The following is a 26,231-nucleotide window of genomic DNA, read 5'->3' as shown; positions in this document are numbered from 1 at the left end:
ACGCTATCAAGGCAGTGCGTCGATCAGGCATTGCCGACATTGCTGTACTGGAAGCCACGGCGGCGCATGTCGTCCGAGCGGTAGATATTGCGCAGATCGACAACGACGGGTTCGCGTAGCGCGGCCTTGACCGCGGCGAGGTCGAGCGCACGAAAAGCATCCCATTCCGTCACGATCACCAGCGCATCTGCGCCCCTGATGCAGGAATAGGCGTCACTCGCATAGGAGATTCCGGGCAGCAGAGGCTTGGCCGCATCCATGCTCTCGGGATCATAGGCAACGATCTCGGCCCCGGCATCCTGGAGCGCGGTGATGATCGCGATCGAGGGCGCTTCGCGCATGTCGTCGGTGTTCGGCTTGAAGGCGAGGCCAAGGATGGCGATTCGCTTGCCGCGCACCGAACCACCGCAGGCGGCGAGCACCTTGCGGGCCATGGCGCGCTTGCGCTGGTCATTGACGGCGACGACGGTCTCGACGATCCGCAGCGGAGCAGCGAGGTCCTGCGCCGTCTTCATCAAGGCCAGCGTATCTTTCGGAAAGCAGGAGCCGCCATAGCCGGGGCCGGCATGCAGGAACTTCGCGCCGATGCGATTGTCGAGGCCGATGCCGCGCGCGACCTCCTGGACATTCGCGCCGACGGCCTCGCAGAGGTCGGCCATTTCATTGATGAAGGTGATCTTGGTCGCGAGATAGGCGTTGGCGGCGTATTTGATCAGCTCGGAGGTTCGGCGCGAGGTGAAGAGAAGGGGCGCGGCATTGAGATAGAGCGGCCGGTAGATGTCCTCCATCACGGCGCGCCCGCGTGCATCGTCGGTGCCGATCACGATCCGGTCCGGACGCTTGAAGTCGCTGATCGCGGCGCCCTCGCGCAGGAATTCCGGGTTCGAGACCACAGCGAAATCGGCCTCCGGTCGGCTCTCCCGCATGATCCGCTCAACCTCGTCGCCGGTGCCGACCGGAACGGTCGACTTGGTGACGACGACGGTGAAGCCTTCAAGCTCGGCCACGACGTCGCGAGCGGCCTGATAGACATAGGAGAGGTCGGCATGGCCGTCGCCACGCCTGGCCGGGGTACCGACTGCGATGAAGACCGCGTCGGCGCCGCGGACGGCACCGGCCAGCTCGGTCGTGAAGGAGAGGCGGCCTTCGCGCACATTCTTGGCGACGAGATCGTCCAGGCCGGGCTCGAAGATCGGGATCTCGCCGCGGTTGAGCGCCTCGATCTTGCGAGCGTCGGTGTCGACGCAGGTCACGACATGGCCGAAATCAGCGAAGCAGGCACCCGAGACCAGGCCAACATAGCCCGAACCGATCATCGTCACGCGCATGAGGTGTCGTCCTCTCTCGCGGGCCGGAGCGGGATTGATCCGGGCCTCTCGTATGCGGCAGCTGGAGCACGGCTCCCCGCCCTAGCACCGCCTATATCAATTTAAGGCGCTGGGAAATGAAGAGGCGCGCAACACCGAACCCTATGGGTTGGTGATGCGCGCCAATCTCTGGGCGATGACGGAGGGTGGCGATCAGCCTTCGAACGGCTCGGCCGGCTCGACACCTTCGGAGACGAATTCGTCGAAATTCTCGCCGGGCTCCGGCTTCAGCAGCGGGGTGCGGTTGAGGACCACGACGGTGGTGCCGGTGGGCACGCGGCTGTGCAGGTCGATGATATCCTGGTTGAACATGCGGATGCAGCCGCTCGAAACCGCCGTGCCGATGGTCCAGGGCTCCGAGGTGCCGTGGATGCGATAGAGGGTGTCGCGGTCACCCTGATAGAGATAGAGCGCGCGCGCGCCGAGCGGGTTCTCGAGGCCCGCGTCCATGCCGCCGGCCCAGGGGCGGTTCTTGGCAGGATCACGCGCGATCATCGCAGGGGTCGGGGTCCAGCGCGGCCAGGCTGCCTTGCGGGCAACGGTTGCGCGACCGCGCCAGGACATGCCCTGCTTGCCGACGCCGATGCCGTAGCGGATGGCACGGCCGTTCTCTCGGACCAGATAGAGATAGCGCTTGTTAGTGTCGACGACGATCGTGCCGGGCCGCTCGCTGGTCGGATAGGCGACTTCCTGCCTCAGGAAGCGCGGGTCGACTTCGGTAATGTCGGTTTCAGGCAGAGGGAACTTCTCGTCGGGCATCTCGCCATACATGGCGAGTGCAGCCGCGCTCGGTCCGGCAGGTCTCGCGGCCTCGAGGGCTTGCTGGCGCGCGCCGACACAGGCTGCCAGCGATAGCGGCAAGAGCAGCACCATCATGCGCTTGAAGAGGCGATGGCGGAGTGCGCCGGCGATCGAGTCGAAGGACATCAGTTTGGCTCGCGTATTCTTGGTCTTGCGGGACTAGCAACGGACGAGCGATCGCGCAGTTCCACGGTGTTCCACGTCTTCGCCCAATGGGGTTCAAGGCGGATGGCGTGGCCGTGGGGTGAACACAGTGCGGCGAAATTGTGTCTTCAGCTGGCTGTGCTGAATCCGCAACAGCTCGAAAACACCGGGAAATCGGCCGTGTTATCAGGCGATCAGGCGGGTGCTTGGCAAAAAGAGCGCCGAATCGCGCAAACTCCTGGAAACCGGCGACATCGCTGGCGGCTTGCTGTGTCCGCCCTGCAATGCCGGTGCAACCTAGCTTGGCGTCGACGCGGGCGCGACCAGGCCGAGCCTTTCGCGCTGCGACCAGCGCCACAGCATCAGCACCGCCACCACGGCAAGGCCGGTCGCCAGTCCGATCCAGATTCCGCTGCCGGCGAGCGGTGTCCAGAAGCCGAGAGCCGCCGAAAGCGGCAGCCCGATGCCCCAATAGCCCAGGCCGGCCAGGATCATCGGCACGCGCGTGTCGCGCAGGCCCCTGAGGATGCAGGAACCGACCACCTGTGCGCCGTCGGCAATCTGGAAGATCGCTGCGAACAGGAGGAAGCGCATCGCGAGTTCGGCAACAGCCTGCGAACCCGGTTTGCTGGCATCAAGAAAGGGCGCGACCAGCAGGTGGGGAGCCAGCAGCATCACGAGCGCGGTCAGCGCCATGAAGGAGATCGCGAGCACGATCGCGGTGGTGCCGGCACGCGTGATGCCGTCGCGATCGCCGGCACCATAGGCGCGGCCGACACGCACGGTGCCGGCCTGGCCGATGCCCATCGGCACCATGAAGGTCAGGGACGCGATCTGAATGGCGATCGCATGCGCGGCCAGCGAGGTCGAGCCGATCAGCCCCATCAGGAAGGCGGCGCCGTTGAAGATCACGACCTCGAAGGCGAGCGTCAGGCCGATCGGGAAGCCGAGCCGCCAGAAGGCGCGATATCGCGGCCAGTCCGGCACCCAGAAGCGCCCGAAAAGATGAAATCGCCGGAAACGCCTGTCGACCGAAACGACAATGGCAAGTCCAAGGAACATCAGGGTCGAGGAGAGTGCGGTGGCGATCCCCGAACCCGGCAGACCGAGGGCCGGGAAGCCGAGCCGCCCGAACATCAGGCACCAGTTGGCAAAGACATTGAATGCGACGGCGAACAGCACGACCACGAAGGCCCAGAATGGCCGCTGCAAGGCCGCGACGAAGCCGCGCAGGACCAGATAGAAGAAGAACGGCAGCAGGCTCCATTGCAGGGTGTGGACATAGCTCGCGGCCGCCGCGGAAAGCGCTGGATCCTGCCCCATGGCGCGCAGGATCGCTTCGCCCTGCCACAGGAACAGCCACATCGGTCCGACCAGTGTCGCTGCCACCCAGAGACCCTGGCGCACGGTGCGGCGCACGTCGCGCACTGCATGGCGGTTGCGCCCGAGCTCGATCGAGATCATCGGCGCGACCGCTGCCATGACGCCGATGCCAAAAATCAGGACCGCCGTGTAGAGATTGGCTCCGAGCGCTCCGGCCGCGAGCGAGTCGGGGCCGAGATGGCCCATCATCACCACATCGGTTGCCGTCATCGCCGTCTGCGCCACATTGGTGAGCACCATGGGCCAGCTCAGGGCGAGCATGGCCCTGACTTCTGTGAGCCAGGGATGAGCGCGCGCAGTGGGGAGGGCCAGATCGGTCATGGGCCGTCGCTTCTAGCGCCCATTTTCTGTGCAGGACAGGGTCAGCCACGCTGGGCTTGCCCGCGCTCGGCGCGTGAGCGTGTGGGAGCGGCCCGCTGCGCGTTTTCGCGATCCGGCCCCTGCGCAAACGTCGCTACCGGCATTCGGCCATGGCGGCCATCATCACCGGCAAGAAGAAGACAGAGGAACCGTCAAGGATGTCAGATTTGAGAAACGCCGCCATGGCCGGCGACATCGTCGGCCTGGACGCTGTTGCGCTGTCGCACGCGATCCACGCGCGCAAGTTGTCCTGTGTCGAGGTGATGGGCGCCTATCTCGATCAGATCGAGCGGCATAACCCGACGGTCAATGCCCTGGTGGCACTGCGCGACCGCTCCGATCTGTTGGGGGAAGCCGAGGCGTTGGATGGCGAATTGGCAGCAGGCCGGTCGCGTGGCTGGATGCACGGCTTCCCGCAGGCCATCAAGGACCTTGCCGCGGCCAAGGGGTTCGCGACGACGCAAGGCTCGCCGCTCTTCAAGGACGAGATCGCGCAAAGCGACGCCATTTTCGTCGAGCGCATGAAGGCGGCTGGCGCCATCATCATCGGCAAGAGCAATACGCCGGAATTCGGCCTGGGCTCGCAGACCTTCAATCCGGTCTTCGGGGCAACGCGCAACGCCTATGACCAGTCGAAGACCTCGGGGGGCTCGAGCGGTGGCGCTGCCGTTGCGCTGGCGATGCGCATGCTGCCGGTGGCCGATGGCAGCGACCATGCCGGCTCGCTGCGCAATCCGGCTGCCTTCAACAACGTGCTCGGCATGCGGCCGGGCTATGGCCGCGTGCCCTCGAGTGGCGACGAGGTCTTCATTCCGCAGATGGGCGTAGCTGGTCCCATGGCGCGCACGACCCGCGATCTTGCCGCGCTGCTCGCCGTGCAGTCGGGCTACGATCTGCGCGTTCCGCTCTCGATCCGCGAGGAGCCGGCCGCCTTCCTGGGCAATCTCAAGCGCGACATCGCCGGGCTCCGCATCGGCTGGCTTGGCGATCTCGGTGGGCATCTGCCGATGGAGGATGGCATCTTGTCGCTTTGCCGCGAAGCCTTGAAGGCCTTCGAGGACATGGGGGCGCGGGTCGAGGAGGCGAGCCTCGGTTTCGATCCCGAAGCCGTCTGGCAGGCCTGGACGAGACTCAGGGCCTGGCAGGTCGGTGCGAGCCTGGCCCCCATCCATGCGGATCCGGCACGGCGCGACTTTCTCAAGCCCGAAGCGCGCCACGAGGTCGAGCAGGGCCTCAAGCTCTCGGCCTTCGACGTGATGAAGGCCTCCAATCTGCGCTCGTCCTGGTATCAGCATGTGCGCGGCCTGTTCGGACGCTATGACCTGCTTGTCCTGCCCAGTGCCCAGGTCTTTCCCTTTGCCGTCGAAACGCATTGGCCGCGCGAGATCGCGGGCCGCGCGATGGACACCTATCATCGCTGGATGGAGGTGGTGATCCCGGTGACGATGTCGGGCTGTCCGGCGATCAGTGTCCCGGTCGGCTTCAACGCTGCGGGCTTGCCCATGGGCATGCAACTCTGGGGCCCCAACCACGCGGAGCGTCTGCTGCTCGAGGCTGCGCAGGCCTATGAGGACGCGACCGGTTGGGTCGAGAAGCGCAAGCCGGCCTTGCTCGCCGGCTGAGCGCCCGGCATCGTTCATGCTTTATGCGTTAGCGGCCTGTGGCCGGCCTTTTGGGAGAGTTGGCGAATGAGCTCGAACCTGCGGATCGACGGGCCACGATTGGTCTCGAGGCTCGAAGCCTTGTCGAAGATCGGCGCGACGCCGGAAGGCGGTTGCCGGCGGCTCGCTCTCTCCGACGAGGACAGGCAGGGGCGTGACTGGCTCGTCGGGCAGATGCAGGCGCTCGGGCTCGACGTGAAGATCGACGCGATCGGCAACGTCGTCGGCATCCTGAAGGGGCGGGAGGAGGGACCTGCCGTCATCCTCGGCTCCCATATCGACACGGTCGGCACCGGCGGGCGCTTCGATGGTGCACTTGGCGTCATTGCCGGCCTCGAGGTGCTGGCGGCGCTGCGCGATGCAGGGCTGCAGCCGAAGCGCGACATGGCGGTGATCGCCTTCACCAATGAAGAGGGCGCCCGATTCCATCCCGATATGCTCGGCTCTTATGTCTGGGCCGGCGGCATGAGCGTGGAAGCGGCCCATGCCGAGAAGGATGCCGAAGGGGCTGTGCTCGGCACCGAATTGAAGCGGATCGGCTATCACGGCCCGGAACGGCCCGGTTTCCTCAAGGCGCATTCCTATCTCGAGCTCCATATCGAGCAGGGGCCGGTGCTCGAAGGCGAGGGCGGCGGGCTCGGCGCTGTCACCGGCATCCAGGCCATCACCTGGCTTGAGCTGACGCTGAAGGGCCGCCCAAGCCATGCCGGTACGACGCCGATGGCCTATCGCAGGGATCCCGGGCTGGCGGCTGCGCGCATCAACCTCTTCGCCAATGAGCTGACGGGTAAGATTCCGGGCCAGCTTGCCAATTCCGGCGTCATCCGCGTCGAGCCCGGCAACGTCAACGTGGTGCCGGAAAGCGTGGTCATGTCGCTCGACCTGCGCAATCCCAAGGACGCGCTCCTGACTGAGGCGGAGGCGGCCGTCCGGGCGTTCTGCGCGGAGCTTTCCGAGCGGGACGGCATCCAGATCAGCTTCCGCGATCTTGCCCGCTTTCCGGCGGTCGAATTCGCATCGGAGTTGATCTACGGCGTGGAGATGAGCGCAGCCGAACTCGGCCTGCCGGTCCGCCGGATGATCTCGGGCGCTGGACACGACGCCCAGATGATGTCGCGCATCTGCCCGACGGCGATGATCTTCATCCCCTCGATCGGCGGCCTCTCGCATAACCCGGCGGAGTTCAGCACCGACGAGGACATGGTCGCCGGCGCCAATGTCCTGCTCAGCGCCGCCTGGCGCGTGGCGAATAACTGATCAAGCGCGGCGCGCGCCGCAAAAGACCTCTGCTCCCAGCCCTGGTCCTTCCTCCTCACGAGAGATGCCGATGACCGCAATCGCTTCCCTGTCTGCTGTCGCGCTGAACAAGCTCTACGCTGGGCGCAGCCTCTCGCCGGTCGAGGTCGCCAAGGACGCGCTCCACCGCATCGAGCGTTTCGAGCCCGACATCAACTCCTTCGTCGTGCGCGATGCCGAGGTCACGCTCGCCATGGCCGAGGCCTCGCAGGCACGCTGGCTCAAGGGCGCTCCGCTCGGTCCGCTCGACGGCGTGCCGGTCACGATCAAGGACAATATCGGCGTGAGGGGCTGGCCGATGCGCCGCGGCTCCGCGCTGGCCTCCGGCGCGCCCTGGCCGGAAGACGCTCCGGCTGCGGCGCGGTTGCGTGAGGCCGGGACCGTCTTCCTCGGCAAGACTACGATGCCGGAATATGGCTGGAAGGGTGTTGGCGACTCACCGTTCTCGGGCATCACGCGCAATCCCTGGGATATCCGAACCGGGCCGGGCGGCTCCTCTTCCGGCGCGGCCTCATGCGCAGCGCTCAATCTCGGCTGCATCCATATCGGAACCGACGGTGCCGGATCAGTCCGAATCCCGGCGGCCTTCACCGGTGTCGTCGGCTTGAAGCCGACCTATGGCCGCGTGCCGGCCTATCCCGTTTCGACCATGGGTTTCCTCGCCCATCTCGGCCCGCTGACCCGCACCGTCGCAGACACGGCGCTCGCCATGAACGCGATCGGTCGGCCTGATGGCCGGGACATGACCGCGATGATCGAGCCCCCGCCGGACTACGTTGCGGGCCTTGCCGGTGGCGTGAAGGGCCTGCGCATCGCCTGGTCGCCGCGCCTTGGCGGCAACCATCTCGTTGACCCCGAGATCGCAGCGCTCGCCGCGGCGGCGGCGCTTGCGTTCCGTGAGCTGGGTGCGAGCGTCGAGGAGGTCGATCCCGGTTTCGACGATCCGCTTGAGACCTTGATGACATTGTGGTCGGCGGGGGCTGCCCTGGCTCTGCGCGGAGCGGGGCCGGAGAAGCGCGCGCAGATGGACCCGGGTCTCGTGGCCGTGGCCGAGGCTGGCGAGCAGATTCCGGGCTCGGCCTATGTCGACGCCCTGCTCAACCAGCGCAATGCGCTTGCGTATCATATGACGCAGTTCCACGAGCGCTTCGATCTGCTGCTCACGCCGACTTTGCCCCTGCCGGCCTTCGAGGTCGGACGGAATGCCCCCGGCCACGGCGGATATGGCGATGACTGGACGCGCTGGACGCCATTCACCTACCCCTTCAACATCACCCAGGCACCGGCCATCTCCGTGCCCTGCGGCCTGACATCGGCCGGGTTGCCGGCGGGACTGCAGATCGTCGGGCCGTTCGGCCGGGATGCGCTGGTTCTGCGTGCGGCGGCGGCATTTGAGGCATTGCAGCCTTTCGCGCGTGTCGACGCGCCCGTCAGAGTGGCCTGAAGAGCGAAGCCGGGCCGGTCAGGGCCTGGGTTCGGACAGCCCCAGCAGATTGGCTTGTGCCACCCGTTCCCGTGTTGCCGGGCTGAGCTGGCGCAGGAAAGACTGCACGCTCTCGAATTTCATCCGCTCGCTCTCCAGCGAGCGATGGCTTGCGTCGGTTCCGATGATGAAGCGGCCGGGCATCGTCTCGATGAGCTCAAGCCATTCCGGCCAGACACTCCTGCCGTCCTGCAGGATCGTGTAGTCGGGGGAACGCGGGTGCCTTGGCCAGGTTCGCGCGCTCAGCTCGTAGTAGAGGTTGGGGTGCCGTTCGAGCATCCTGCGGGCCAGGAACAGCGGCGTGTAACCGCCATGGGCCCAGATCAGGTTCACATCGGGAAAGGCCTCGAGCAGCGATGTCAGTTCGCGCATCCGTGTCGATTCGACATGGACCAGGACAGGCACGCGGTATTTGCGCGCCAGTGCCATGATCCCGCTCATCATCGGGCCCGCCGGATCGTAGTTCGCCTCGGGAAACCCGGGCGACGGAAAATGCACTGCCGATATCTCGCCAATACCCTTGAACTGGCCGGTGGCCAGGAGACCGTCGAGCTCCTCGAGCAGTGCCAGGTCCTGATCCTCCCATGCCTTTCGATGAGCCCTGCGCTCCGGAGAAATCGAGGCAAAGCCGATGAACAGGTCGGGACGGCGCTTGACGGCATCGGCAATCGACACGTTGTCGCCGTTGCGCCCCCAGAACACGACGGCACGCTTCGCCCCGTAGTGCCGCATCAGTTCGATCTGCATGGCCTCGTCGTTGAGATGGACATGCGCATCGACGAACGGCACCGTTTCGAGACTTGGTGCGGTGCTTTCCGGAGCGGCCGAGCTCTTCACCCGCTTCAGAACACGGGGCTGATCCTGACCCGATACGGTGGCGCCGAACGATAGCGCCAATGCGCAGCCCAGAACCAATATCCCCACTGCCAAGCGCATGGACCTGCCCAAAAAACCCGCGTCAACGCCCGAATGCCTAGCAGAACTCTGCGGGGCGACAGAAGGGGGGCGCGTCTGGCGCGTGGCGCGTGACGAGGCCTGAGTGGGCGCTTCGTCTTCGCCGGTCAGCAGGACCTTTCGCGTGCTGGGAAAACGCTGTGATTAGGCCAGCTGCGCGCCGATCAAATCGATTTAGCCGACGTTGCGCAATTTTCTGCGGAATTATGCTCGATTGGCGCGGGCGCATGGCGTTGGGGGCCAACCGGTACCGTTTGGCACGGACTCTGCAAGCCTCCCAGCCGCGGATTTCGACCGGCGCGGCGTGTTGTCAGGGTGATCTTTCTCCCCCACACTCGCCTCAAGGTCGCCCGTCAGAGGTAGCCGTTTCAGGGGAGAGAGTAATGGATCGCAGGACATTCTTGAAATCTGCCACTGGTGCCGGCGCTCTGGCCGCCACCGGAGGGCTGTCCATGCCGGCCTTGTCGCAAGGAGCAGCGGCCAAGACCCTGCGCTTCGTGCCGCAGGCCAATCTCGCGAATTTCGACCCCATCTGGGGCACGCAATATGTCGTTCGCAATGCCGCTGCGCTGGTCTGGGATACGCTCTACGGCATTGACGACAAGTTCCAGCCGCAGCGCCAGATGGTCGAAAGCGAGGAGGTCTCCTCCGACGGCCTGACCTGGACCTTCAAGCTCCGCCCCGGCCTCAAATTCCATGACGGCGAGCCGGTGCTCGCCAAGGACGTGGTGCAGAGCCTCGTGCGCTGGTCGGCGCGCGACCCGATGGGCCTGATGCTCCGCGCCATCCAGAACGAACTGGTTGCGGTCGACGACCGGAGCTGGAAATGGTCGCTGAAGCAGCCCTTCCCGAAGATGTTGCTGGCGCTGGCGAAGAACAACGCTCCCTGTTCCTTCATCATGCCCGAGCGCATCGCCAAGACCGATCCGTTCCAGCAGATCACCGAATATGTCGGCTCCGGACCGATGAAGTTCCTGCGCAATGAGTGGGTGCCGGGCGCCAAGGCGGTCTTCGAGAAATTCGCCGATTACGTGCCGCGCTCCGAGCAGGCGAACTGGCTCGCCGGCGGCAAGAAGATGCTGGTCGATCGCATCGAGTGGGTGATCATGCCTGATCCGGCGACGGCAGCCGCTGCGCTGCAGAATGGCGAGATCGACTGGTGGGAGACGCCGCTCGCCGATCTCGTGCCGGTGCTCAAGGCCAACAAGAATATCAATGTCGATATCGGCGATCCGCTCGGCAATATCGGCGCCTTCCGCATGAACCACCTGCACCCGCCCTTCAACAATCTGAAGGTGCGCCAGGCGGTRCTGACTGCGATGAACCAGGAAGACTACATGCGTGCGCTTGTCGGCGAGGACGACAAGCTCTGGAAGCCGCTTCCCGGCTTCTTCACGCCGGGCACCCCGCTCTACACCGAGCAGGGCGGCGATATGCTCAAGATGCGCAATATCGAGGCCGCCAAGAAGCTGCTGGCCGAGTCCGGCTACAAGGGCGAGCCGGTGGTCTGTGTCGTGGCGCAGGACATGTCCGCCACCAAGGCGATGGGCGACGTCACGGCCGATCTGCTCAAGCGCATCGGCATGAATGTCGATTTCGTCGCCACAGACTGGGGCACGGTCGGTTCCCGGCGCGCCCAGAAGACCGGACCGGGCCAGGGCGGCTGGAGCATGTTCCACACCTGGCATGCCGGCGCCGACTGCATCAATCCGGCCTCGTATACGGCTATCCGCGCGAATGCCGACAAGGCCTGGTTCGGCTGGCCGGACGTGCCTGCCGTCGAGACCGAGGTGACGAACTGGTTCAACGCCAAGGATCTCGCCGAGGAGAAGGCGGCCATGGGCCGGCTCAACCAGGCGGCGGTTCAGAATGTCGTCTACGCGCCGACCGGCTTCTATCTCGGCTACCAAGCCTGGCGGAAGAACGTCTCGGGCGTCGTCAGCGGGCCGTTGCCGTTCTTCTGGGGCGTCTCCAAGGCCTGATTTGCAACGATAGGGATACAGCGCCGCGATGTTGGCTTTCATCGTCAGACGCATCATCACGACCATCCCGGTGATGGCTTTCGTGGCGCTGTTCGTCTTTTCTCTCCTCTACATAGCGCCGGGAGATCCGGCGGCAGTCATCGCGGGTGATCAGGCGACGCCCGCGGATGTCGAGAAGATCAGGCTGAGCCTCGGGCTCGACCGCCCCTACCTGATACGGTTCGGCGAGTGGCTCTTCAGGGTGCTGCAGGGTGATCTCGGCACGTCGATCTTCACCTCGCTGCCGGTGACGCAGCTCATCTCCCAGCGCATCGAGCCGACCGTCTCGCTGATGGTGCTGACGCTGATCTTTGCGGTCGTCATCGCGGTGCCGATGGGGGTGATCGCGGCCTGGAAGGCAGGCACCTGGGTCGACAAGTTCGCGATGGCCTTTGCCGTTCTCGGCTTTTCCATCCCGGTCTTCGTCGTCGGCTATCTCCTGGCCTATGTCTTTGCGCTGAAACTCGACTGGCTCCCGGTGCAGGGCTACACGCCGCTCTCGGAAGGGCTGTGGCCCTGGCTCCGGAACCTCATCCTGCCCTCGGTCACGCTCGGCCTCGTCTATATCGCGCTGATCGCCCGCATCACGCGCGCGACGATGCTCGAGGTGCTGCAGCAGGACTACATCCGCACGGCACGTTCCAAGGGGCTCGGCCAGCGCAGCGTCCTGTTCCTGCATGCGCTGAAGAATGCCGCGATCCCGATCGTGACGATCATCGGCATCGGCATCGCCCTGCTGATCGGCGGTGCCGTGGTGACCGAGAGCGTCTTCGCCATTCCCGGACTGGGCCGGCTGACGGTCGATGCCATCCTGCGGCGCGACTATCCCGTGATTCAGGGCGTCGTCCTGATGTTCAGCTTCGTCTACGTGCTGGTGAACCTCATCATCGATCTGGTCTACACGCTTCTCGATCCGAGGATACGCTATTGACGACGCGCTCCGAGAGCCCTGCCGCCGTGGCGGCTCCCGCTCTGGCCGGGATCGGGCCAGAGAGATCACCCCTGAGAAACCTGCTGCGCTTCATGCGCCGGCACCCCTCGGTCGCGATCGGCGGCGGCCTGTTGCTGCTCATGATCCTCATCGGCATCCTTGCGCCGCTGCTCTGGACTGTCGATCCGACCGCGATCGCGCCGGCGAGGCGCACCAGGATGCCCTCGGAGCAGTACTGGTTCGGCACTGACATGCTCGGGCGCGACATCTATTCCCGTGTCATCTACGGCGCGCGGGTTTCGCTGATTGTCGGCTTCACCGTCGCCATCCTGTCGTCTCTGGTCGGGTTGGCGATCGGCCTTTTCGCAGGCTTCGTGCGCCGGGCTGACGGCATCGTCATGCGGGGCATCGACGGCATGATGTCGATCCCGCCGATCCTGCTGGCGATCGCGCTGATGGCGTTGACGCGCGGCTCGGTCCAGAACGTCATCATCGCCATCACCATTGCCGAAATCCCGCGCGTCGCCCGCCTGGTGCGCGGCGTGGTGCTCAGCCTGCGCGAGCAGCCCTATGTCGAGGCGGCGGTGGCCGCCGGTGCACGCGCGCCGCGCATCATCATGCGCCACATCCTGCCGAACACCATCGCGCCGATGACCGTGCAGGCGACCTATATCTGCGCCAGCGCGATGATCGTCGAGGCGATCCTCTCCTTCATCGGCGCCGGCATTCCGCCGGCGACGCCGTCCTGGGGCAATATCATGGCCGAGGGCAGGGCGCTCTGGCAGGTCCGGCCGCATATCGTGCTGTTCCCGGCGGTCTTCCTGTCGATCACGGTGCTTGCCGTGAACCTGCTCGGTGACGGCCTGCGCGACTCGCTCGATCCCCGCCTGGCAAAGAGCCTCTGAGGGGAACCGCATCCACCATGCCGGCTGGCTCTGCCGCAGCGTCCGCTGGCCTCGCACCCCGGATTCGGGGTGCGGTCTGCGGAAATCCGATGGCGTCCATGCGGGCTGACCGGCTTTCGCCTGCCCTGGATGATCGCGATGCTGGCCCGTGCGCTGAGGAGGAAACAAGGTGAGTCGAATTCTGACGGTGGCCGCAGCCCAGCTCGGCCCCATCCATCGGGATGAAAGCCGCGCTTCGGCCGTCGCCCGCATGATCGCCTTGATGCGCCAGGCCAAGGGGCATGGCTGCGATTTCGTCGTCTATCCAGAAGCCGCCCTGACAGCCTTCTTTCCGCATTGGTGGATGGATGACGAGGACGAGATCGATTCCTATTTCGAGAGTGCCATGCCCTCGAACGAGACGGCGCCGCTCTTCGAGGAGGCCGCCCGTCTCGGTATCGGCTTCCATCTCGGCTATCCCGAGCTCGCCTTCGAGGACGGGCGCAAGCGCCGCTTCAACACCGCGGTCCTGGTCGACAAGAGCGGCTCGATCGTCGGCAAATATCGCAAGATCCACCTGCCTGGACATCCCGAGCACCGGCCGGGCGCTCCCTTCCAGAATCTCGAGAAGCGCTATTTCGAGACCGGCAATCTCGGCTGGCCCGTGTGGCGGACGATGGATGCCAATATCGGCATGATGATCTGCAATGATCGGCGCTGGCCCGAGAGCTATCGCAGCATGGGGTTGCAGGATGTCGAATTGATCGTGCTCGGCTACAACACGCCCAAGCATAACCCCCCGGCGCCCGACCACGACCGCCTCGGCAATTTCCACAATCAGCTCGTCATGCAGGCCGGTGCCTACCAGAACGCCACCTGGGTCGTCGGCGTGGCCAAGGCGGGGCTCGAGGCCGGCGTCGACCAGATCGGCGGATCCTGCATCATTGCGCCGACCGGCGAGGTCGTGGCCCAGGCCGTCACCGAGGGGGACGAACTCGTCGTCGCCCGCTGTGATCTCGATCTCGGCAAGAGCTACAAGGCATCCACATTCAATTTCGCCCGCCACCGCGAGCCGGAGCAATACCGGATGATCGTGGAGCGCAAGGGCGCTATCTCACCGCTCTGAGTTTGCCGTCAAAGGACCAGCCATGAACCACGATCTCATCCTGAAAGGCGGGCGGGTCATCGATCCCTCGCAGAAGCATGACGGCATTCTCGATGTCGCCTTCACCGACGGCAAGGTCTCAGGCTTCGGCAAGGACCTGAAGGGCGGCGCCGATACTGAAGTTCGCGATGTCTCGGGCTATATCGTTTCGCCCGGCCTGATCGACCTCCACACCCATGTCTATTGGGGCGGCACCTCGCTCGGCATCGATGCCGACGAGTTCTGCCGCATGTCCGGCGTCACCACCTCGGTCGACACCGGCAGCGCCGGACCGGGCAACTGGGCCGGCTTCCGCAAGCATGTGATCGAGCAGAGCCAGGCCCGCATCCTGGCCTATCTCCATGTCTCGCATGCCGGCATCTACGGCTTCGATCATCGCGTCATGGTCGGCGAGAGCGGCGACCTGCGCATGATGAATCCGATTGATTGCGTCGAAGTCGCCGACGCCAATCGCGACTATATCGTCGGCATCAAGGTCCGCGTCGGCCTGCATGCCTCGGGCACGTCCGGGACGGTGCCTCTGAACATCGCGCTGCAGGTGGCCAACGAGGTCGGCATGCCGCTGATGTGCCATATCGACCATCCGCCGCCATCCTATGAGGAAGTCATCGGCATGCTGCGGCCGGGCGACGTACTGACCCACGCCTTCCGGCCGTTCCCGAACGCACCCGCGACGGCCCAGGGCACGGTGAAGCCGGAGGTGCTCGCCGCCCGCAAGCGCGGTGTCATCTTCGATATCGGCCATGGCAAGGGCTCGTTCTCGTTCAAGACGACGCGCGCCATGCTTGCCAATGGCTTCGAGCCGGATGTGATCTCGTCGGACGTTCACAAGCTCTGCATCGACGGGCCGGCCTATGACCAGGTCACCACCATGTCGAAGTTCCTCTGCATGGGCATGAGCCTGAACAACGTCATCGCAGCCTCGACCGTGAATGCCGCCATGGCGCTGAAGCGTCCCGAATACGGCTCGCTGAGGGTCGGCTCGCTGGGCGACGCCACCATCCTCACCGTCAAGGAAGGCAAGTTCGACTATGTCGACGTCGTCGGGGAGCACCTGATCGGCGACAAGAAGTTCGTTTCCGAGGGCGTGGTGCTGAAGGGCAAGTGGTGGCACCCGAAGCGCACGAACAAGTTCAAGAAGGTGGCGGCCTAAGGCCAGGTCGTGCTGCCGACAAGCCCGGGCTTGACCCGGGCATCTCACGTCGGAGTCTCACGGGCGCGCGTTGTGTGCCGTCCGCGGAACGCCGCGCCACAATAACGATAGAGGAAACACCATGTCTGCCGAAGCCAGGCTCAAGGAACTCGGGCTGACACTGCCCAACGTCGCGACGCCGGTCGCCAACTATGTCCGCTTCAAGCGGGCTGGCGATATCGTCTATCTCTCCGGCCAGGGGCCGCGTCGGGCCGATGGCAGCTATCCGACCGGCAAGGTCGGCGCCAATGTCACGGTCGAAGAGGCTTACGAACACGCCAAGCAGACCGGGCTTGGTCTGCTCGCGGCTATGCAGGAGGCCGCCGGTTCGCTCGACAAGGTCGAGGTCATCAAGCTGCTCGGCATGGTCAATGCGGTGCCGGATTTCGCGGAACAGCCCAAGGTGATCAACGGCTGCTCGGACCTGTTCGTCGCCGTTCTCGGCGAGAACGGCCGTCACGCCCGCTCGGCCGTGGGCATGGGCTCGCTGCCCAACAACATGACCGTCGAGATCGAAGTCATCATCCGGGTGCTGCCATGACCGCGCTTGCCGAGGAAATTGCCCGCGTCTACGGCACGCCGGCCGTCGTCATCGATCTCGATAAGGTCGAGGCCAATATCGCGCGCCTCCAGGCCGCCTGCGACGCCGCCGGCGTCGCCAATCGTCCGCATATCAAGACGCATAAATCGCCCGAGCTCGCGCGCCTGCAGCGCGAGGCCGGCGCCCGCGGCATTACCTGCCAGAAGCTCGGCGAGGCCGAGGTCATGGCCGATGGCGGCCTCGACGACATCATGATCAGCTACAACATCCTCGGCGAGGAGAAGCTTGGGCGCCTCGGCGCGCTTCAGCGCCGTGTGCGGATGATCGTGGCGGCTGACAATCCCGTCACCATCGCCGGCCTGCCGACGGCCGCCGAGATCGCCGGGCGCGACCTCGAGGTCGTGGTCGAATGCGACACCGGTCGCCAGCGCGCCGGCGTCGAGACGCCTGGTGAGGCGGTCGAGCTTGCCAAGATGATCGCCGGTTCCAAGGGCCTGCGCTTCGCCGGCTTCCTGATGTATCCGCCGGAGGATGGCTGGGACCGGACGCAGCTCTTCCTCGACACGGCCAATGCGGGCCTGCGCGATGCGGGGCTCGAGGCCGGCATCGTCTCGACCGGTGGCTCGCCCAATATTCCGAATATCGGCAAGCTCAAGGGCGCGACCGAGCACCGCGCCGGTACCTCGATCTTCAACGACCGCATGCAGGTCGCGGCGGGCGTCGCCAGCCTCGATGACTGCGCCTTGACGGTCTATGCGACGGTGGTGAGCCGTGCCGGCCCGGAGCGCGGCATCCTCGATTCAGGGTCCAAGACGCTGACGAGCGACACCGGCGGCCTCGAAGGGCACGGCTATATTCTGGAGTATCCGTCCGCCAAGATTGCCAAATTCGCCGAGGAGCATGGCTTCCTCGACCTTGCGGCCTCGAATGAACGGCCGAAGGTCGGCGAGGTCGTCCGGATCGTGCCGAACCATGTCTGCGTCGTCGTCAACATGGTCGACAGGCTGATCACGGTGCGCGGCGACAAGCTGATCGGCGAACTACCGGTCGCGGCGCGCGGCAGGCTGACCTGACAACAGGATCATCGGACCGGATCGCGCAGCCGGTCCGATGATCTGACCTTCAGTGTCTGCATCGGCCTTCCCAAGCCGTAATCCACGTTCCGGACCGATTCTCAAGGCTCCCTCGCCGCACCCGGCGGGGGAGCCTGAACATCTTTCAGCTCAGAATTTGTAGGTGACGCCTGTCCCGATCAGCCAGGGATCGATCTTGACCTTGCCGCTGACCAGGCCGTTGTTCACCTTGACCTTCGGCTCGAGGAAGATCTTCTTCACGTCGAAGTTGATGCCCCAGTGGTCGTCGATCATGTAGTCGAAGCCGGCCTGCAGGGCGAGGCCGAAGCTGTCCTTCAGATCGAAATCGGTGAAGCCGCCCTTGGCCTTCTCGTTGAAGAAGACCGTGTAGTTCACGCCGGCGCCGACATAGGGCTTGATGCGCCCGAGGTCAGTGAAGTGATATTGCAGCATCAGCGTCGGCGGCAGCAGCCAGGCAGAGCCGATCCGCGCTCCGGCGAGAGCACCAGCGCCTTTGACGCGATGCGGGGTGACGCCAAGGATCAGCTCGGCGGCGATGTTCTTCGTGAAGAAATAGCTGATGTCGAGTTCGGGCACGACCGAGGTCGAGATGCTGACGTCCGCGCCGGGAACTTTGACGCCGCCGATCCGGAGCGAGGCATCCTCCTGCGGTACCACGACGAGTGCGCGCCCGCGGATCATCCAGGGGCTCCACTGCGCCAGAATCGGCGCGACCGGCTGTACCTTGTAGGAGGGCAGATCGGCTGCCTCAGCGCTTGTCAGCGCGGTGCCTGCGAGCAGGACGGCGCTCAGAGCGGTCGGGAGAAGGCGTGTCGTCATGATGGTCCCCAGCTGCTGCCGGTGGGCGACTCAATCCATCGCAACTTGCCCGGCCGGTGGGACCGTTCTTCGCCAGTGCTCGGGGAAAGTGATTGATCTGCGTCAAGACGGCGACAGGACTGCCGACGATCACGGCGCCCTGTTGCAGCATTGACGCAGAGATTGTGCTTGGCGCCCATCCGAAGCCGGGGCCAGGCGCGATGCCACGCCCCGGACGGCCGAAGGGCTCAGCTCTCGGGGTGCCTCGCATTCCAGGCAGCAGCATACTCGCTGCACAGCCGATCGAGCTCGGTGCGGTCCGTGATCCCCGCCGGTCGGGCACGAGACGGCGAGGCGGCCTGGTAGGGCACGGAGCGCTGGTGCGCGATGCGCCAGAGCCGCCGCAATTCGGCGAGCGGGTCTGCGTGATCGTCGACGCGGATGTCGAAGCTCGGAAAGGCATCGGTCGACCAGATCCGAACCGCGCAGGACTGGCGACCCCGCTTGTCGCCGCCGGCCCGCTCTCCGGCCTCGAGCGCAACCAGCAAGCGCTCGTCGAAATCGAGCGCCGAGGCCGCAATATAGGCCTTCAGCGTTTCCTCGATCACCTGCGGTCCGGCGAGCATGTTGCCAGCCACCGAGACCTGCGGGCCTTCGACCGAGCCGCACCAGTCGATGCAGGCCGAACCGGTATGAGCGGCAATCTTGCCGTCCCGGTCGATGATGTGCAGCTGGCGATGATTGCGCCCCTCATCGGCCGCTGTGAGGTTGGCGACGATCTCGGCGGCCGGGCGGCCTTCGAGCAGAAGCCGCAGGCCATCGATGCCATAGAGCGGGTTGAGGAAGGCTTGTGTGGCAAGCGCCCCCGTGCGCGCCGCGCCCTGCGGCACGCGCGAGCCGACGGCGAAGGCGCAGGTGGAAACCGCGACGCCATAGGCGCCTGTCGCCGCATCGCGGGCGACGATAGACCAGGTCATGGAGCAATCCTTCTCAGCGGCCGGCGGCGTAGGCCTGCATCAGACGTGGCGTCGCCGCGGCACGCAAGAGGCCATTGCTGCTCTTCTCCGCCGCGGTCAGGCGTCCGACGGTCCAGGCCGGGGCCTTCTCGAGATCATGGCCGCGCCGGACCAGATCGGCGATCGCCGCAGCGCCGATGCTCTCCTCGACCGTGAGATGCCCCGGCCGCGCTTCGCGCGGATAGAAGGTCGAGGGGAAGTGCTGCGTGTGGAACAGCGGCAGGTCGATCGCCTCCTGCAGGTTGAGACCGTGGTGCACCCGGCGCAGGAACATGCCGAGCTGCCATTGCTCCTGCTGGTCGCCGCCCGGCGTGCCGAAAGCCAGGCGCGGTTCGCCATTCTCGAAGGCCAGTGTCGGCGTCAGCGTGGTGCGCGGGCGCTTCAGCGGCGCGAGCGAGGCCGGCAGGCCCTCTTCCAGCCAGAATGCCTGCGCGCGCGAGTTCAGGGGGAAGCCAAGCTCGGGGATGACGGGAGAGGATTGCAGCCAGCCGCCAGACGGCGTGGCGGCGATCATGTTGCCCCATTTGTCGATCACGTCGATATGAACGGTATCGCCGCGCTTCGACGATGCAACCATCGAGGCGAGCGTCGGTTCGCCGACGGTTGCGCCGCCGGCGCCGCTCTGCCCGGCGATGCGGATATTCGCCAGCATCTTGCCGACCTGCTCCTCGAAGCCGGGGATCATGCCGGGGCGCAGCTCATGCGAGGCCTTGTCGGTGATGAGATTGCGCCTGCCGCGGGCGTAATCCTCCGAAAGCAGCGTCGCCATCGGCACCTTCACGAAATCCGGATCGCCGTAATAGGCCTCGCGATCGGCGAAGGCGAGTTTCATCGCCTCGGTGACGTGATGGATGAATTCCGGGCTGGCCGGTCCCATCGCGGCGATATCGATGCCTTCCAGGATCTTCAGCGTCTGCAGGAAGACGGGGCCCTGGCCCCAGGGACCGATCTTGAAGACCTCCCAGCCGTGATAGTTCACGCTCGCGGGCGTTTCGTAGGTCGGCTTCCAGCGCGCCATGTCGTCGGCGGTGAGCAGGCCCTTGTGGCGGCGGCCGGAGGAATCGATCGCCTCGGTCGTGCGGCAGAATGCGTCCATCGCTTCCGCGACGAAGCCCTTGTACCAGGTGTCGTAAGCAGCCTCGATCTGCTTCTCGCGCGAACCGCCGGCGGCTTCCGCTTCCGACAGAATGCGCTTGTACGTTTCCGCCGCGGCCTTGTTGCTGAAGAGTTCCTTGCCCTTCGGCACGTTGCCGCCCGGCAGATAGACCGCCCCCGAGGTCGGCCACTCATTGGTGAAGAGATCGGTCAGGGAGCCGATCGTGTCGGAGACACGCGGGAGCATCGGATGGCCGTTCTCGAAATAGCCGATGGCCGGCTCGAGAACCTCACGCAGCGACAGGCGGCCATGGTCGCGCAGCAGCGTCATCCAGCCGCCGAAAGCGCCGGGCACGACCGTCGAGAGCAGTCCCGATCCGGGGATCAGGTCGAGGCCGAGTTCCTTGAAGGCCGCAATGGTGGCTGCCTGCGGAGCCGGGCCCTGCGCGCAGATGACTTCGACCTTCTTCGTCTCGGCCGAATAGAACACGGCCGGCATGTCGCCGGCCGGGCCGACCAGATGCGGCTCGACGACCTGGAGCACGAAGGCTGCGGCGGCACAGGCATCGAAGGCGTTGCCGCCCTTTTCCAGCATGGCCATGCCGGAGGCCGTCGCGAGCCAATGCGTCGAGGTGACGACACCAAAGGTGCCGAGGATTTCGGGGCGGGTCGTGAACATGATGCTATCCCTAGGCTTGCTTAGTGTTCTTTGGGGTCGAGCGCGTCCCGCAGGCCGTCGCCGAGCAGGTTGAAGCCGAGAACGGCGAAGAAGATGGTGATCCCGGGCGCGACCGACATCCACGGCGCCTGCTCCATGAAATTCTTGGCGACGTTGAGCATCTGACCCCAGGACGGAGCGGGAGGTTGCTGGCCGAGGCCGAGGAAGGAGAGGGCCGCTTCCAGGATGATCGCCTGCGCCATGAACAGGGTGGATTGCACCACGATCGGCGAAAGCGTGTTCGGCAGGACGTGAAGGAACAGGATCCGCATGTCGCGGGCACCGATCGCGCGCGTTCCCTCGATGAAATCCTCGGCCTTGATGCTGAGCACCTGGCCCCGGACCAGCCGGATGAAGATCGGAACGGCCGAGAGGCCGATCGCGATCATGGCGTTGGTCAAGGAGGGGCCGAGGATCGCTGCAAACGCAATCGCGACGATCAGGAAGGGGCAGGCCAGCATCGCTTCTGTGACGCGCGAGATCGCGATGTCGATCCAGCCGCCATACCACCCCGCCAGCAGCCCGAACGGTACTCCGACCGCCAGCGCGATCGAGACCGAGAAGATGCCGGCCAGCAGCGAGGTTTGCGCGCCGTAGAACAGGCGGGAGAACTGGTCGCGGCCGAGTTCGTCGGTGCCGAACCAGTACAGCGCCGAAGGCGGCTTGCGGATGGCGAGGAAGTTCGACTTCAGCGGGTCTGCCAGCGGCAGCAGCGGCGCCAGGATCGCCATCAGCACGAAGATCAGCACGAGCGCCCCGCCGATCTGGGCGGAGCGGTTGTGCAGCAGTTTCGTCCAGGCGCGCGGGCTTCGCGCCGGCAATGGTTCCAACGAGCTGGTCGGGGACGGGCGGTCCAATGCGATGTTCGCCATCAGCCGTCCCTCAGGCGTGGGTTGACGAGGATGTAGAGCAGGTCGGCAAGCAGGTTCATCAGGATGAAGCCGATTGCAGTGCACAGGACGACGCCTTGCACCACGCCGTAATCGCGATTGAACACGGCGTCGATGATCAGCTTGCCGAAACCGGGAATCGTGAAGACCTGTTCGGTCAGCACAGCTCCGGCCAGCAGCTCGCCGAAGAGCAGCGTCGAGAGGGTGATGATCGGAATCAGGGCATTGCGCAGCGCATGGCGGTTGACGACCGTCTGCTCGTCGAGCCCCTTGGCGCGCGCGGTGCGGACATAGTCGGACTGCAGGACCTCCAGCATCGCAGCGCGCGTATGGCGCATCAGGAAAGCCGCAAGCCCGCCGCCCAGCACGAAGGCGGGCATGATCAGCCGCTCGATCGCGCCGATCGGGTTGCTGAAGATCGGCTCATATCCCGATGCCGGCAGGAGCTTGAGCTCCACCGAGACGAGCAGGATCAGCATGATGCCGAGCCAGAAATTCGGAATCGAGAGACCCGACAACGCGAGCGCGCTGGCGGAATAGTCGAGGGCCGTCCCCTTGTTGCGGGCGGCGATGATGCCCGCCGGGACGCCGATCGCGACGGCGACGAGGATCGAGGCCGTGGCGAGCTGGATGGTGACAGGCAGCTTTTGCAGGATCAGCCCGAGCACCGGCTCGCCGGTTCGCAGCGAGCGGCCGAAATCGCCCTGCACGACCTGGCCGAGCCAGGCGAAGAACTGGACGACGATGGGATCGTCCATCCGGTAGATTTCGCGCAGCCGGGCGATCACCTCCGGATCGCGCTCCTCGCCGGCGATGACGAGGAACGGATCGCCGGGCAAGGCTCGCTGCAGGGCGAAGACGAACAGCGACACCAGAAAGAGTGTCGGGATCGCGATCAAGACGCGGCGGCCGATCAGGGTCAGCATGGCTGCCCCCTAAGCCCGGCCGCCATTCCGGGCGACGCAAGGGTCGCCCGGAGCTGACGAGGGTGTGGGGTTCGAGAAGAGGCGGTCATCACTTCTTCTTCAACCCGGCGAGCCGGATCATGCCGTCGGGATTGATCACGAAGCCATCGATGTTGGAGCGCAGCGCGAAGAACACCGTCTGGTTGTAGAGATAGACGATCGGCAGCTCGTCCTGCAGGATTGCCTGCGCTGCGTCATAGAGCTTCTTGCGCTCGGCGACGTCATAGACGGTGCGGGCCTGGTCGAGCAGCTTGTCGACCTCCGGATTGCTGTAGCGTCCGTCGTTCTGGTTACCCTTCGACGTCACGAACTGGTGGATATTGCCATCGGGGTCGATGCGGCCGGACCAGCCGATGCGGCTCATCTGGAACTTGCCCTGCTGCTGGTCGCGCAGCTGGCTCGCGAATTCGCTCGAGCGGATCTGGATGTCGATGCCGGCTTCCTGAGCCATTGCCTGGATGACCTGGCCAAGCTGCGCGTCGACGGGATTGTTGGTGACGAAGAGCTCGGCCGAGACCTTTTCGGCACCGGCTGCCTTGAGCAGCGCCTTCGCCTTGGCGACGTCGCGCGCCGGCACCGGGAAGTCGGCGCTGAGATAGGGGTTTCCGGGGTTGAACGGCTGGATCATCGGCTCGTACAGCCCTTCGAACACGACCTGGCTCAGGACCTTGCGGTCGATCGCGAGCGACAGGGCCTGGCGGACGCGCTTGTCCTTGCCCATCGGCTGGTTCGCCGCCTCGCCATTGGACGTGTTGATGGTGATGCCCTGATAGCCGAGATTCGATGTGCTGGCGATCTTGAGCGACTTGTCGCCCCGGGCGCCCGGCACGTCGGTCGGCGCAAGGCGCTCCAGCATGTCGAGTTCGCCGGCTCTCAGATTGGCGAGACGCACGGTGGTGTCGGGGATCGAACGATAGAGCACCCGGTCGAACTGGTAGTTCGCGGCCTCCCAGTGTTCCTTGAACTTCTCCAGCACGATGCGGTCGTTCTGGACGCGCTCGACGAACTTGTAGGGGCCGGAGCAGATCGGCTTGGCGCCGACATCGCCGCTGAGGCTCTTGGGAGCCAGCATCATGCCGGCGCGATCGGTCAATTGGGCAAGCAGGGTCGCGTCGGGGCGCTTGAGCTTCAGCACGAGCGTGGTGGCATCGACGGCCTCGACACTGTCGACCGAGGCGAGTTCCGATTTCCGCAGGGAGTCCGGCAGCGTGCGCGCCCGCTCCAGATTGGCCTTTGCCGCTTCGGCATTGAAGGGCTCGCCGTCATGGAACTTCGCATCGCTGCGCAGCTTCATGGTCAGCGTCAGCCCGTCAGGGGAGAATGACCATTCGGTCGCCAGCCGCGGGACGAGCTTGAGGTCAGGCGTGATATCGAGCAGCCGGTCGCACAGCCCCATGAAGACGATGCGACCGACGAAGGTGCGCGCCTTGTGGGGGTCGAGCACGTCGGGGTCTTCCTGCAGGCCGACACGCAGCGTGTTCGGCGCCTGCGCCATGGCTGGCAGGCTCGCGATCGTCAGGAAGGTCGCTGAAACCAGCGCGGCAATGAGCTTCATCGGTTTTCCCCTGTTGGATTTTCTGTGTGAGGCGCGTTCGCGCGGCCGGATAGAGATCTGGCGCATGGCCTGCCGAACGCAGGCTGCTTGCGCCGCTAGGTCGATATGCAGAATCCGAAAGCGAAGAGCCTCCCGGGTTGGTCCCGTTCAGCACCAAGTTGGCGCAAGTTTCGGCGGGCGTCGATCATGCGCTGCATCATTCTTGCGGAGTATTGTTCCCGGGTCGCCGTTCGGCTTGTATGCAAGTTGGCGGCCAAGCTCTCCGCTTCTGGCTGAGGCCGGCATGTCCGGGCTACGCGCACGCAGGGCATGATCTCTGATATGCACTGCGCCAGACGGATACGGGTATCAGGCGCAGTTTGTATGCGCTGGAAACAGGGAATGGGACGGATGCTTCTGGGTGTGATTGCCGACGACATGACGGGTGCGACCGACGTCGCCCTGATGCTGAACCGGGCCGGGATGCGGACGGTTCAGGTGATCGGCGCGCCATCGGCCAATGCAACCCTGCCGGAGGCCGATGCGGTCGTCGTCGCGCTGAAGTCGCGCACCAATCCGGTTTCGGAAGCAGTGGCGCAGTCGCTCGCCGCCTGCGAGGCGCTGCTCGCCGCCGGGGCGCGCCAGATCCTGTTCAAATATTGCTCGACCTTCGACTCGACTCCGCACGGCAATATCGGCCCCGTGGCGGACGCGCTGATGCGCCGGCTCGGCGCGGAAAGCGTCATCATTTGCCCGGCCTTTCCCGCGAATGGCCGCTCGATCTATCAGGGCTATCTCTTCGTCGGCTCCGTGCCTCTGCATGAGAGCTCGATGAAGGACCACCCGTTGACGCCGATGCGGGATTCAAACCTGATGCGCCTGATGGCGGCACAGACCGAGACCCCTGTCGGCCATATCGGATACGCCACGGTCCTGGCTGGGGCCGGCGCGGTCAAGAACCGGCTTGTGGAACTGGCGGGGCAGGGCGTGCGCTATGTCGTGACCGACGCGCTGACCAATGACGACCTGATGGTGCTGGGCGCTGCTGTCGATGGGGCGGTCCTGCTGACCGGCGGTTCCGGCATCGCGATGGGGCTGCCGCAGAACTTCCGCAAGGCAGGGCTGTTGCCGGATCGCGATATCGCGGCCCATCTCGAGGCGCCCGAGGGGCGGGCCGGCATTATCTCGGGCAGCTGCTCCACTGCCACACGCGGGCAGATCAAGGCGGCGCTTGAAGCCGGATATCCCGCGCTGAAGGTCGATCCGCTCGCTCTGGCCACCGGCGAGCAGACGGCACGAATTCTGGCCGATTGGGCGCTGGCGCAACCAGCCGATCGACCCTTCCTCGTCTATTCCAGCGATGACCCGGCCGAAGTCGCCGCGATCCAGGGGCAGCTTGGCCGCGACAAGGCCGGTGAGATCGTCGAGCAGGCTTTCGCTGAAACGGCGCGCCTGCTCGCCAAGGGCGGTGTTACGCGCCTGCTCGTCGCCGGTGGCGAGACCTCGGGCGCCGTTGTCCAGGGCCTCGGCATCCAGACGCTCGAGATTGGCCCCGAGATCGACCCCGGTGTGCCGTGGACTCGCGTCGTCGGTAGCCCCGCGATGGCTGTTGCCCTGAAATCCGGGAATTTCGGCGCACCGGATTTCTTCCTGAAGGCATGGAGCCTGCTCCGCTAGGTCATCGGACCCGATATCGTATCCGGTCCGATGACCTAGCTGTTTAGTCCCGGCATTTGATGGATTGGATCGAGCCTGAATCGTTCTGGCTCTGAAGTCCAGCATTTGCAGATGAACTCGTAGGGTGTGAGCCCCCTAAGGGTCTTCAGCCGGCGGCCGAAATTGTAGGCGACAACGAAGTCTGTGAGGTGCGCCTCGAACTGGCGATGATCGTCATAGTGGAAGCGCTTGACGGTCGCTTCCTTGATGGTGCGGTTCATC

At 65.3% G+C, this 26,231-nt stretch carries 22 protein-coding genes; 11 read left to right on the top strand and 11 right to left on the bottom strand.

Going from position 1 to position 26,231, the window contains the following annotated elements; translation table 11 throughout:
* Positions 1-23: 23 nt before the first annotated feature.
* The 3 genes from AC1DW9_RS32810 to AC1DW9_RS32800 form a co-directional block, all read right to left on the bottom strand.
* A complete protein-coding gene (locus AC1DW9_RS32810; protein WP_113515549.1) occupies positions 24-1,328 on the bottom strand; it encodes a UDP-glucose dehydrogenase family protein in 1,305 nt (434 codons plus the stop codon).
* Positions 1,329-1,520: 192 nt separating this feature from the next.
* The gene (locus AC1DW9_RS32805; RefSeq protein ID WP_441508625.1) at positions 1,521-2,294 is read right to left on the bottom strand and encodes a L,D-transpeptidase; all 774 of its coding nucleotides are present in this window, start codon (positions 2,292-2,294) and stop codon (positions 1,521-1,523) included.
* A gap of 315 nt (positions 2,295-2,609) precedes the next feature.
* Positions 2,610-4,016 (bottom strand): MATE family efflux transporter, encoded by a 1,407-nt coding sequence (locus AC1DW9_RS32800; protein ID WP_441478841.1) that lies wholly within the window; start codon positions 4,014-4,016, stop codon positions 2,610-2,612.
* A gap of 197 nt (positions 4,017-4,213) precedes the next feature.
* Here AC1DW9_RS32800 and AC1DW9_RS32795 point away from each other — a divergent pair, with 197 nt between their 5' ends.
* From AC1DW9_RS32795 to AC1DW9_RS32785, 3 genes are all read left to right on the top strand, one after another.
* The gene (locus AC1DW9_RS32795) at positions 4,214-5,677 is read left to right on the top strand and encodes an amidase (RefSeq protein ID WP_441508624.1); all 1,464 of its coding nucleotides are present in this window, start codon (positions 4,214-4,216) and stop codon (positions 5,675-5,677) included.
* A 66-nt stretch (positions 5,678-5,743) separates the two neighbouring features.
* On the top strand, positions 5,744-6,973 hold the full coding sequence (locus tag AC1DW9_RS32790) for a Zn-dependent hydrolase (RefSeq protein WP_441508623.1): 1,230 nt from the start codon (positions 5,744-5,746) through the stop codon (positions 6,971-6,973).
* A 70-nt stretch (positions 6,974-7,043) separates the two neighbouring features.
* Complete coding sequence (locus AC1DW9_RS32785; protein WP_441508622.1) at positions 7,044-8,456, top strand: amidase; 1,413 nt, start codon at positions 7,044-7,046, stop codon at positions 8,454-8,456.
* Positions 8,457-8,474: 18 nt separating this feature from the next.
* Here the strand turns inward: AC1DW9_RS32785 and AC1DW9_RS32780 are convergent, their stop codons facing one another.
* Positions 8,475-9,431, bottom strand: coding sequence for an amidohydrolase family protein (locus AC1DW9_RS32780; protein WP_476768573.1), 957 nt, complete (start codon positions 9,429-9,431; stop codon positions 8,475-8,477).
* A 401-nt stretch (positions 9,432-9,832) separates the two neighbouring features.
* Here AC1DW9_RS32780 and AC1DW9_RS32775 point away from each other — a divergent pair, with 401 nt between their 5' ends.
* The 7 genes from AC1DW9_RS32775 (at position 9,833) to AC1DW9_RS32745 (ending at position 17,256) form a co-directional block, all read left to right on the top strand.
* Positions 9,833-11,431, top strand: coding sequence for an ABC transporter substrate-binding protein (locus AC1DW9_RS32775; RefSeq protein ID WP_441489067.1), 1,599 nt, complete (start codon positions 9,833-9,835; stop codon positions 11,429-11,431).
* 28 nt (positions 11,432-11,459) lie between these two features.
* A complete protein-coding gene (locus AC1DW9_RS32770; RefSeq protein WP_441508620.1) occupies positions 11,460-12,401 on the top strand; it encodes an ABC transporter permease in 942 nt (313 codons plus the stop codon).
* Positions 12,398-13,306, top strand: a complete 909-nt coding sequence (locus tag AC1DW9_RS32765; protein WP_441508619.1) for an ABC transporter permease — start codon at positions 12,398-12,400, stop codon at positions 13,304-13,306. Before AC1DW9_RS32770 ends, AC1DW9_RS32765 begins: the two co-directional genes overlap by 4 nt.
* A gap of 169 nt (positions 13,307-13,475) precedes the next feature.
* Complete coding sequence (locus AC1DW9_RS32760; RefSeq protein ID WP_441508618.1) at positions 13,476-14,411, top strand: N-carbamoyl-D-amino-acid hydrolase; 936 nt, start codon at positions 13,476-13,478, stop codon at positions 14,409-14,411.
* Between the two features lie 22 nt (positions 14,412-14,433).
* Positions 14,434-15,603: an amidohydrolase/deacetylase family metallohydrolase gene (locus tag AC1DW9_RS32755; protein WP_441508617.1), complete on the top strand. Its 1,170-nt coding sequence runs from the start codon at positions 14,434-14,436 to the stop codon at positions 15,601-15,603.
* A 121-nt stretch (positions 15,604-15,724) separates the two neighbouring features.
* Positions 15,725-16,183 (top strand): RidA family protein, encoded by a 459-nt coding sequence (locus tag AC1DW9_RS32750; protein ID WP_113515557.1) that lies wholly within the window; start codon positions 15,725-15,727, stop codon positions 16,181-16,183.
* On the top strand, positions 16,180-17,256 hold the full coding sequence (locus AC1DW9_RS32745) for a D-TA family PLP-dependent enzyme (protein WP_441489071.1): 1,077 nt from the start codon (positions 16,180-16,182) through the stop codon (positions 17,254-17,256). The genes AC1DW9_RS32750 and AC1DW9_RS32745 overlap by 4 nt, the downstream gene beginning before the upstream one ends.
* Before the next feature lie 150 nt (positions 17,257-17,406).
* Here AC1DW9_RS32745 and AC1DW9_RS32740 read toward each other — a convergent pair whose 3' ends face one another.
* From AC1DW9_RS32740 to AC1DW9_RS32715, 6 genes are all read right to left on the bottom strand, one after another.
* Positions 17,407-18,096, bottom strand: coding sequence for an OmpW/AlkL family protein (locus tag AC1DW9_RS32740; protein ID WP_476777148.1), 690 nt, complete (start codon positions 18,094-18,096; stop codon positions 17,407-17,409).
* A gap of 227 nt (positions 18,097-18,323) precedes the next feature.
* Positions 18,324-19,052 (bottom strand): DUF1028 domain-containing protein, encoded by a 729-nt coding sequence (locus AC1DW9_RS32735; RefSeq protein WP_441508616.1) that lies wholly within the window; start codon positions 19,050-19,052, stop codon positions 18,324-18,326.
* A gap of 13 nt (positions 19,053-19,065) precedes the next feature.
* Positions 19,066-20,865, bottom strand: a complete 1,800-nt coding sequence (locus tag AC1DW9_RS32730) for a gamma-glutamyltransferase family protein (protein WP_441489074.1) — start codon at positions 20,863-20,865, stop codon at positions 19,066-19,068.
* Positions 20,866-20,885: 20 nt separating this feature from the next.
* A complete protein-coding gene (locus AC1DW9_RS32725) occupies positions 20,886-21,776 on the bottom strand; it encodes an ABC transporter permease (protein WP_441489075.1) in 891 nt (296 codons plus the stop codon).
* Positions 21,776-22,720, bottom strand: coding sequence for an ABC transporter permease (locus AC1DW9_RS32720; RefSeq protein WP_113515563.1), 945 nt, complete (start codon positions 22,718-22,720; stop codon positions 21,776-21,778). Before AC1DW9_RS32720 ends, AC1DW9_RS32725 begins: the two co-directional genes overlap by 1 nt.
* Positions 22,721-22,808: 88 nt before the next feature.
* Positions 22,809-24,314: an ABC transporter substrate-binding protein gene (locus AC1DW9_RS32715; RefSeq protein WP_441489076.1), complete on the bottom strand. Its 1,506-nt coding sequence runs from the start codon at positions 24,312-24,314 to the stop codon at positions 22,809-22,811.
* Between the two features lie 381 nt (positions 24,315-24,695).
* On the opposite strand from AC1DW9_RS32715, the gene otnK reads away from it, so the two are divergent.
* The gene (gene otnK / locus AC1DW9_RS32710; RefSeq protein ID WP_441508615.1) at positions 24,696-25,970 is read left to right on the top strand and encodes a 3-oxo-tetronate kinase; all 1,275 of its coding nucleotides are present in this window, start codon (positions 24,696-24,698) and stop codon (positions 25,968-25,970) included.
* Between the two features lie 35 nt (positions 25,971-26,005).
* Here otnK and AC1DW9_RS32705 read toward each other — a convergent pair.
* Positions 26,006-26,231: IS3 family transposase (locus AC1DW9_RS32705; protein WP_476855312.1), on the bottom strand; the 226-nt coding region annotated here is incomplete at its 5' end.

This window comes from Allobosea sp. P4_E12 (assembly GCF_056401655.1).
The sequence above is the reverse complement of the archived record's forward strand: the minus strand, read 5'-3'. Positions and strand labels throughout refer to the sequence as shown.